This is a genomic window from Hydrogenophaga sp. (genome assembly GCF_041633695.1).
Lineage (GTDB): Bacteria > Pseudomonadota > Gammaproteobacteria > Burkholderiales > Burkholderiaceae_C > Hydrogenophaga.
The window spans coordinates 1-7334 of sequence record NZ_JBFJMY010000200.1; the positions used below are offsets into that span (position 1 = coordinate 1).

The 7334-nt window shown below is 65.5% G+C and carries 9 protein-coding genes; 2 read left to right on the forward strand and 7 right to left on the reverse strand.

Annotation, left to right across the window (positions count from 1 at the left end; all coding sequences use genetic code 11):
• Positions 1–175: 175 nt before the first annotated feature.
• From ABYB95_RS13175 to ABYB95_RS13185, 3 genes are all read right to left on the reverse strand, one after another.
• A complete protein-coding gene (locus ABYB95_RS13175; protein ID WP_372659018.1) occupies positions 176–760 on the reverse strand; it encodes a tetratricopeptide repeat protein in 585 nt (194 codons plus the stop codon).
• A 267-nt stretch (positions 761–1027) separates the two neighbouring features.
• Positions 1028–2452 (reverse strand): FAD-binding oxidoreductase, encoded by a 1425-nt coding sequence (locus ABYB95_RS13180; protein ID WP_372659019.1) that lies wholly within the window; start codon positions 2450–2452, stop codon positions 1028–1030.
• 120 nt (positions 2453–2572) lie between these two features.
• Positions 2573–2869 (reverse strand): EF-hand domain-containing protein, encoded by a 297-nt coding sequence (locus ABYB95_RS13185; protein WP_372659020.1) that lies wholly within the window; start codon positions 2867–2869, stop codon positions 2573–2575.
• A 281-nt stretch (positions 2870–3150) separates the two neighbouring features.
• Between ABYB95_RS13185 and ABYB95_RS13190 the strand changes: the two genes are divergently transcribed.
• Positions 3151–3717 carry a cob(I)yrinic acid a,c-diamide adenosyltransferase gene (locus tag ABYB95_RS13190; protein ID WP_372659021.1) on the forward strand — a complete coding sequence of 189 codons (567 nt, stop codon included), beginning with the start codon at positions 3151–3153 and terminating at the stop codon, positions 3715–3717.
• Complete coding sequence (locus ABYB95_RS13195) at positions 3714–4079, forward strand: hypothetical protein (protein ID WP_372659022.1); 366 nt, start codon at positions 3714–3716, stop codon at positions 4077–4079. The genes ABYB95_RS13190 and ABYB95_RS13195 overlap by 4 nt, the downstream gene beginning before the upstream one ends.
• Before the next feature lie 28 nt (positions 4080–4107).
• On the opposite strand, the gene ABYB95_RS13200 is transcribed toward ABYB95_RS13195, so the two are convergent.
• From ABYB95_RS13200 to ABYB95_RS13215, 4 genes are all read right to left on the reverse strand, one after another.
• Positions 4108–4530: a PaaI family thioesterase gene (locus ABYB95_RS13200; protein ID WP_372659023.1), complete on the reverse strand. Its 423-nt coding sequence runs from the start codon at positions 4528–4530 to the stop codon at positions 4108–4110.
• Between the two features lie 97 nt (positions 4531–4627).
• Positions 4628–5029, reverse strand: coding sequence for a ribbon-helix-helix domain-containing protein (locus ABYB95_RS13205; RefSeq protein ID WP_372659024.1), 402 nt, complete (start codon positions 5027–5029; stop codon positions 4628–4630).
• Between the two features lie 54 nt (positions 5030–5083).
• Positions 5084–5662: a DJ-1/PfpI family protein gene (locus tag ABYB95_RS13210; protein WP_372659025.1), complete on the reverse strand. Its 579-nt coding sequence runs from the start codon at positions 5660–5662 to the stop codon at positions 5084–5086.
• Positions 5663–5833: 171 nt separating this feature from the next.
• Entirely contained in the window at positions 5834–7120 is a 1287-nt protein-coding gene (locus tag ABYB95_RS13215) for a solute carrier family 23 protein (protein WP_372659026.1), read from the reverse strand.
• Positions 7121–7334: the final 214 nt, after the last annotated feature.

Genomic DNA, 7334 nt, shown 5'->3' on the forward strand with positions numbered 1-7334 from the left:
CTGCGGCGCCCCCCGTGACGGCAGTGGGGCTGCTGCCCGAGGAAACCGTGCCGCCGGGCGTGACGCAACCGGCCAGCGCCAGCGAACAAACCAGGGCCGACCAACGGATCGGTGCGCGCATTGTTTTCATATCAGCCTTCTTTCTTCTTTCGGGTTTAAAAATGGGGAGCTTGCTTTAGCGGTAGTACCAGGCGCCGCCCCGCCAGTACCAGTAGTAGGGGTAGCCGGTGCGCCAGTAGCCGTACCAGTGGTCGCGGTTGCGCTCGCGCCACTGGCGGTAGGTGGCTTCGTTCTTCTTGGCGGCGCTCGCCTCGGCCAGCAGTTTCTTGGCCTCCTTGTCGCCCCGGCTGGCGGCCATGGAGAGCCATTTTTCGGCCTCGGCCGGGTCGGAACCCATTTCTTCCAGCCCCATCAGGTAAAAGCGGCCCACGGCCAACTGGGCCGGCAGGATGCCGCGCTCGGCGGCGTCGCGCATCCATTGCAGGGCCTGGTAGCTGTCTTGGCGAACGCCGTCGCCACGGAAGTAGCGCAGACCCAGGTCGTAGGCGGCGCGTGGGTCTTTTTTGGCGATGTCGGAAAGGGCTGCCAATCGGCGCTCTTCTTCGGGGTCGACGTTGGCGGCGGGATTGAAGCTGGCGGAGTCGCGCGGACGCTCCGAGCAACCTTTGTCATCGCAGATACGGATGGTTTTCGCTGGAAGTTCCTGCTGCGCGTATGCCACACCGGAAACCAGTAACAAAGAAGCAAGAATGCGCATCATGGGACGATCCCCCAGGAAAACTGTAGTCAATTTGCCTGCCAGTATAGCGATCTGTTTGCGGCGGTGGTGGCCAAAATGGGGGGGCGAGCGGGGCATCCGCCTCGGATCATCCGGGGCACGCGCGGTCTGGCGCGCCCCTGTACACGCCGAGCGCGCGCAGGGGTGACTTTCCCATGTTGGCGGGCTCTCGCATCCCCCTTAAACAGGGGGGCGATGCGACACGGCGCTCGCCCAGCGCTCAGACCACGACCTGTGCGGCCGCGTGGCTCAGAGCGTGAAGATCTTGCCCGGGTTGAGGATGTTGTGTGGGTCGAGTGCGCGTTTGATGGCGCGCATCATGTCCACCGCACCGGCGCCGGTTTCGGTGAGCAAGAAGTCCATCTTGTGCAGGCCCACACCGTGTTCGCCGGTGCAGGTGCCTTCCAGCGCGAGCGCCCGGCTCACCAGTTGGTGGTTCAACTCTTCTGCCACGCGCCGTTCTTCGGGATCGGCCGGATCGATCAGGTAGCCGAAGTGGAAGTTGCCGTCGCCCACATGGCCGACCAGAAAGTAGGGCAGGCCGGATGCGTCGGCTTCGGCCACCGAGTCGAGCAGGCAGTCGGCGAGCCTGCTGATGGGCACGCAGGTGTCGGTGGACACGGCGCGGCAGCCCGGCTTGCTCTGGATGGCGGCAAAGTAGGCGTTGTGCCGCGCCGTCCACAGGCGGGTGCGCTCTTCGGGTGTGGTCGCCCACTCGAAGGCTTGGCCCTCGAATTCGCTGGCGATCTCTTGCACCGTTTCCGCTTGCTCTTTCACGCTCGCGGGCGAGCCGTGGAATTCCATCAACAGCATGTGTTCTTCGCGCAGGCCCAGCTTGCTGTGGGTGTTGACCATGCGCACGGTGCCGGCGTCGATCAGTTCGCAGCGCGCGATCGGCACGCCGAGCTGTATGGTCTGGATCACGCAGCGCACGGCGGCTTCGATGCTTGGGAAGCAGCAGGTGGCGGCCGAAATGGCCTCGGGCAGCGGGTAGAGCTTGAGCGTGATTTCGGTGATCACGCCCAGCGTGCCTTCGCTGCCCACCATCAGGCGGGTGAGGTCGTAGCCGGCACTGCTCTTTTTGGCGCGGGTGCCGGTGCGGATGACTTCGCCGCTGGCGGTCACCACCTCCAGTGCCAATACGTTTTCGCGCATGGTGCCGTAGCGCACGGCGTTGGTACCACTGGCGCGGGTGGCGGTCATGCCGCCAATGGAGGCGTCGGCGCCGGGGTCGATGGGGAAGAACAGGCCTTCGCTTTTCACCGCCTCGTTCACCGCTTTGCGCGTCACGCCGGGCTGCACCGTCACCGTGAGGTCTTCGGCGTTGATGGAGAGCACCTGGCTCATGCGGCCCAGGTCGATGCTGATGCCGCCTTGCACCGCGAGCAAGTGGCCTTCGAGCGAAGAGCCGACACCAAAGGGAATGACCGGCACGCGGTGTTCTGCCGCCAGGGCGACCGCGTCGGCCACGTCTTGAGTGCTTTGCGCAAACACGACCGCAGCAGGCGGCGGCACTTCATAGGGGGATTCGTCGCGACCATGTTGCTCGCGTACCGCCATAGCGGTGGAGCATTGCGCGCCGAAGCGCTGGCGCAAACTTTCGAGCAAGGTGTCGGGCACCTCGCGTTGAACAACTTGGGGTGCGAGGTGGGCCGACGGCGTGGGGGCATTCATGGGTTGTCTCCAATGAGGGGCTCTTTGCGAGCTCCTGTGATAGGTGCCCAGTTTAAGCCTGCGGGCGTGTTTTTGCCCGCCCCCTCTGTGAATGCCACCCGCCCGCAGGCTCCTAGCCGACTACATCTTCATGGCTTTGGTGTATTCCTCGAACGAGATGCTGCCGTCGCCGTTGCCATCGATGCGCTGGAACTTGGCGACCAGCGTCGGCACCTGCTCGGCTTCTTCGCGGTCGATCTTGCCGTCGGCGTTTTTGTCGGCTTCCATGAAGGCGGCTGTCAGCGCCTTGTCGCTCTCGGGTGCCGGAGCGGGCGCGTTCTGCGCAAAGGCGGTGCTGGCCACGCCCAGGGTCCAGGCGGCGACGAGCAAGAGGCTGCTGGTTTCGAAATCGGAAATCCGTTGGCTGAAGCGTTTCATAAAAACTCCTGAAAGTTGAAGGAGAGGGGATTTCAGCCCAGAAAGCCCGGCCAGACCAGCGCTTTTGCCGGGTGTTTCCTGGCTCACGATCTGCTTGCATGGCTCACACTTGCACGCGCGGTGTAACACCTTCTATCTAATGAAATTGGGCGTGGCAGCGGGAACCTGGCACCGATGGCGGACACCAACCCCAACGGGCTTGAGCGCAAGCGCGGCAGGTTCCCGCACAATGCACGTTTCTGCCCGCGAGGGCCGCACACACCAGATAGAAAGAACATCCCATGGGCAACCGACTCAGCCAGATCGCAACCCGCACCGGCGACGCCGGCACCACCGGCCTGGGTGACAACACCCGGGTGCCGAAAGACCATTTGCGCGTGCACGCCATGGGCGACGTGGACGAGCTCAACTCGCACATCGGCGTGCTGTTGTGCGAAGACCTGCCGCCCGAGGTGCGCCTGCTGCTGGTCGAGATCCAGCACCAGCTGTTCAACCTGGGCGGTGAGCTGTCGATCCCGGGTTACGAGCTGCTCAAGGCCGAGGCCGTGCTGGCGCTGGACGAAGCGCTGGCCCAGCACAACGAACAGCTGCCGCGCTTGCAGGAATTCATCTTGCCCGCAGGCAACCGGGCGGCTTCGCAGGCGCATGTGTGCCGCACCGTGGCGCGTCGGGCCGAACGCGCGGTGGTGGCGCTGGGCCATGCCGAGGACATCAAGGACGCGCCGCGCCAGTACCTGAACCGTTTATCGGATCTGATGTTTGTGCTGGCCCGCGTGCTCAACCGCATGCACGGTGGCGACGACGTTTATTGGAAGAGCGAGCGTTTGGCCCAGGCGGGTGGCGAGTGAAACACCGGCCGGCCGCTTGGGTCGGGCTGTCGGGTTTGTGCATGGCGCTGTGGTGGGCCTCCGCGGCGGGTGCCACCAGCCCGGTGCAGCCCAAGACCGAGGCGCAGGTCACACTGGTCTGCGAAGCGGTGTACCTGCCCGCGCGCAGCAGCTGGGTGCGCACGGTGGTGATTGGCTACGACCAGAAGCGGGTGCGCTCGGTGAGCATCGATGGCGTGGTGGTCTACGCCTTCGCCATCCAGGGCGCGGTGATCCTGACCGCGGTGGACAACGAACGCATTCGCATCGACACCTCCGCCCAGAGCTGGACCAGCGACTTCCGTGGCTTGGCCACCGCGCAGGGGCGTTGCGAGCGCGCGTGAACCCGCCGCAGGGGCGCTCAACGGGCGTTCAGCGCGGCGCCAGAATGGCCATGGTGATGCGCGAGACGCAGGTCAGTTCGCCCGCGTCGTTGCGCAAATCGATTTGCCACACCTGGGTGGTGCGCCCTATGTGCACCGCCCGCGCCGTGCCCGTGACCCAGCCGCTGGTGGCACCCTTGAGGTGGTTGGCGTTGATGTCCAGCCCCACGGCGCGGTAGCCCTCGGGCACGGAAAACGCCGCACCGCACGAACCCAGGGTTTCGGCCAGTGCCACGCTCACGCCGCCGTGCAGCAGGCCATAGGGCTGGATGGTGCGGTGGTCCACCGGCACACGGCCCACGATGAAGTCGTCGCCCACCTCCAGGAACTCAAAGCCCAGGTGCTGGTTGGCCGTGCCCTCGCTGATTTTGTTGAGGATGTCGCAAGAGATGGCTTGTTTCCAGATCGGCATGGCGTGGCTCACTCGGGTTGATGGGGACAAACCCGACTGTAGCGCGCCGCCGCGCAGGCCGCCGTCGCCTGTGGCAACCGGCGGCCCGGCGAACTTCTCAGCCCTTGCGGCGCAAGGCCACCACGCTGCTTTTTGCTTCGCGGCCCGGCAAGGCCCAGTGCGCGGGCAGGGCGTGCAGCACGGCTGCGGCGTCCAGCGAGCGGATGGGGATGGCGTTGTCCATGGGAATGCGGTCGTGCGCTTGCAGCGCCATGTAGCGCAGCGCGCTCACGCGCAGGAAGGACGAAAAGTTGCCCACCTCGCCGCGCGCCGCCACCAGCTCGTCGTACAGCTTCTCGATCAGCTGCACCACCGCCATGCCGTCGCGCAGACCGATCTCTTCGAGCACGTCCCAATACAGGTTCTCCAGCCGGATGCTGGTCACCACACCGTGCAGCCGCACCGAGCGTGTGCGGCTGGCGTAGCTGTCGGGGTTGGCGCTGATGAAGACTTCACACATGGCGGCTCTCCTGTGGTGGTGGGCCGGCCATTGTCGGCCTGCTGGGTCTGCTTTTCAATGGCTGATCCGGGTGCCCAGCACGGCCAGAAACTGGGCGATCCAGGCCGGGTGTGCGGGCCAGGCCGGTGCCGTCACAAAGGGGCCGTCGGTCACGGCCTGGTCGACCTCGATGTTGGCGTAGGTGGCACCGGCCAGCTCCACCTCGACCTGGCAGGCCGGGTAGGCCGAGATGGTGCGGCCCTTGATGTCGCCCGTGGCGGCCAGCAACTGCGCGCCGTGGCACACCGCCGCCACCGGCTTGCCGCTGCCGGTGAAGTGTTTCACCATGGCCACCACCTTGGCGTGCATGCGCAGGTACTCAGGCCCGCGCCCGCCGGGGATGACCAAACCGTCGTAGCTCTCGGGCTTGACGTCGGCGAAGCTGGCGTTGAGGGTGAAGCGGTGGCCGGGCTTTTCGCTGTAGGTCTGCGCGCCCTCAAAGTCGTGGATGGCGGTGTGGATGAAATCGCCCGCCTTCTTGTCGGGCGCCACCGCGTGCACCGTGTGGCCCACGGCTTGCAGCGCCTGGAACGGCACCATGGTTTCGTAGTCTTCGCAGTAGTCGCCACAAATCATCAACAGCTTCTTGCCCATGCTGGTCTCCTAGGGGGGTGAAAGAAGCCTTGATTTTTGGCGGCGGGCCCCAAGCGGGGGTAATAGCCACTTACTGCGGACATGGGGGTTTGCCCTGAGTCTCGCCCAGGGCATGCCTTGCACGCAGGGCTTCGACAGGTTCCGCCCGAACGGTCCCCTGGGGACAGCGGTTCAGGCGCGCCGGTTCAGCAGGGCGTACAGGATGATCGCGCCAAAGGTCGCGGTGCCGATGCCGCCCAGCGCGAAGTCGCCGAACTTCAGGGTGTAGTCGCCGGTGCCCAGCACCAGGGTGATGGCGGCCACCAGCAGGTTCTTGTTGTTCGAAAAATCCACCTTGTTGTCGACCCAGATCTTGGCGCCCGCGATGGCGATCAGGCCGAACACCACAATCGACACGCCGCCCATCACCGGCAGGGGAATGGCCTGGATCACGGCGCCGAACTTGGGGCTGAAGCCCAGCACAATGGCCATCAGCGCGGCGACGAAGAACACGGCGGTGGAATAGATCTTGGTGGCGGCCATGACGCCGATGTTCTCCGCGTAGGTGGTCACGCCCGTGCCGCCCGCGCTGCCCGCCACGATGGTGGCGATGCCGTCGCCCATGAAGGCGCGGCCCAGGTAGGGGTCGAGGTTCTTGCCGGTCATGGCGGTCACGGCCTTGATGTGGCCCAGATTCTCGGCCACCAGAATGATGGCCACCGGTGCAATCAGCAACATCGCGCTGGCGCTGAACACCGGCGCGCTGAAGCGTGGCAGGCCGATCCAGGCGGCGGAGGCAATGCCCGACACATCCATGGGCGTGCCCAGGCCCAGGCCGTTGGTGAGCACGGCGTAGATCAGGCTGGCGACGATCAAACCCATCAAGATCAGCAGGCGTTGCAGCATGCCGCTGGTGAACACGGCCACCAGCGCCACGCTCACAAAGGTGATGGCCTGCATCCAGGCGTCGAAATTGGTCGGTGCCATGTTCTTGATCGGGATGCCGGCCAGGTTCAGGCCGATCACGGCCACCACCGAGCCGGTGACCACGGGTGGCATGAGCCGCTCGATCCAACCCGTGCCCACCACCTGCACCAGGGCGCCAATGGCGGTGTAGACCACGCCGCAGGCGACGATGCCGCCCAGCGCCAGACCGATGTTGGCGTTCGGCCCAGGCCCGGCGTAACCGCTGGCGGCGATCACCACGCCGATGAAGGCGAAGCTGGAGCCGAGGTAACTGGGCACCCGGCCGCCGGTCATGAAGAAAAAGATCAGCGTGCCTATACCGCTCATGAGGACCGCGACGTTGGGGTCAAAGCCCATGAGGATGGGCGCCAGCACCGTGGCGCCGAACATGGCGATCAGGTGCTGCGCGCCCATGACGGCGGTGGACGGCCAGGGCAGGCGTTCGTCGGGGCCGATCACGCCGCCGCCTTCCAGCGTGGCCGAAGATTTTTCTGTCCAGGTGAACATGCCCATGCGAGAACTCCGAGTTTGTTGTGGTGCAAATATGCAGCTGGCCGCGATTCTGACCGCAGAACCGCAGCGTCACCAAGCTGCAGCGCAACAACCGTGTGTGTCGACTGGGGTTGATCGCCGTGCAGGCCCTGGCCTGAGGGCTTGCATGGCGCCGGCCCTAGTGGCTTGAGCGCCGGGGCGGTGCGGCAGCCAGTGCCTCGTAGCCGGCGCTCAC

What these genes read in the sequence shown, in the direction of transcription:
- ABYB95_RS13175 (WP_372659018.1), bottom strand. Translation starts at nt 760, where the DNA reads ATGATGCGCATTCTTGCTTCTTTGTTACTGGTTTCCGGTGTGGCATAC.
- ABYB95_RS13180 (WP_372659019.1), bottom strand. Translation starts at nt 2,452, where the DNA reads ATGAATGCCCCCACGCCGTCGGCCCACCTCGCACCCCAAGTTGTTCAA.
- ABYB95_RS13185 (WP_372659020.1), bottom strand. Translation starts at nt 2,869, where the DNA reads ATGAAACGCTTCAGCCAACGGATTTCCGATTTCGAAACCAGCAGCCTC.
- ABYB95_RS13190 (WP_372659021.1), top strand. Translation starts at nt 3,151, where the DNA reads ATGGGCAACCGACTCAGCCAGATCGCAACCCGCACCGGCGACGCCGGC.
- ABYB95_RS13200 (WP_372659023.1), bottom strand. Translation starts at nt 4,530, where the DNA reads ATGCCGATCTGGAAACAAGCCATCTCTTGCGACATCCTCAACAAAATC.
- ABYB95_RS13205 (WP_372659024.1), bottom strand. Translation starts at nt 5,029, where the DNA reads ATGTGTGAAGTCTTCATCAGCGCCAACCCCGACAGCTACGCCAGCCGC.
- ABYB95_RS13210 (WP_372659025.1), bottom strand. Translation starts at nt 5,662, where the DNA reads ATGGGCAAGAAGCTGTTGATGATTTGTGGCGACTACTGCGAAGACTAC.
- ABYB95_RS13215 (WP_372659026.1), bottom strand. Translation starts at nt 7,120, where the DNA reads ATGGGCATGTTCACCTGGACAGAAAAATCTTCGGCCACGCTGGAAGGC.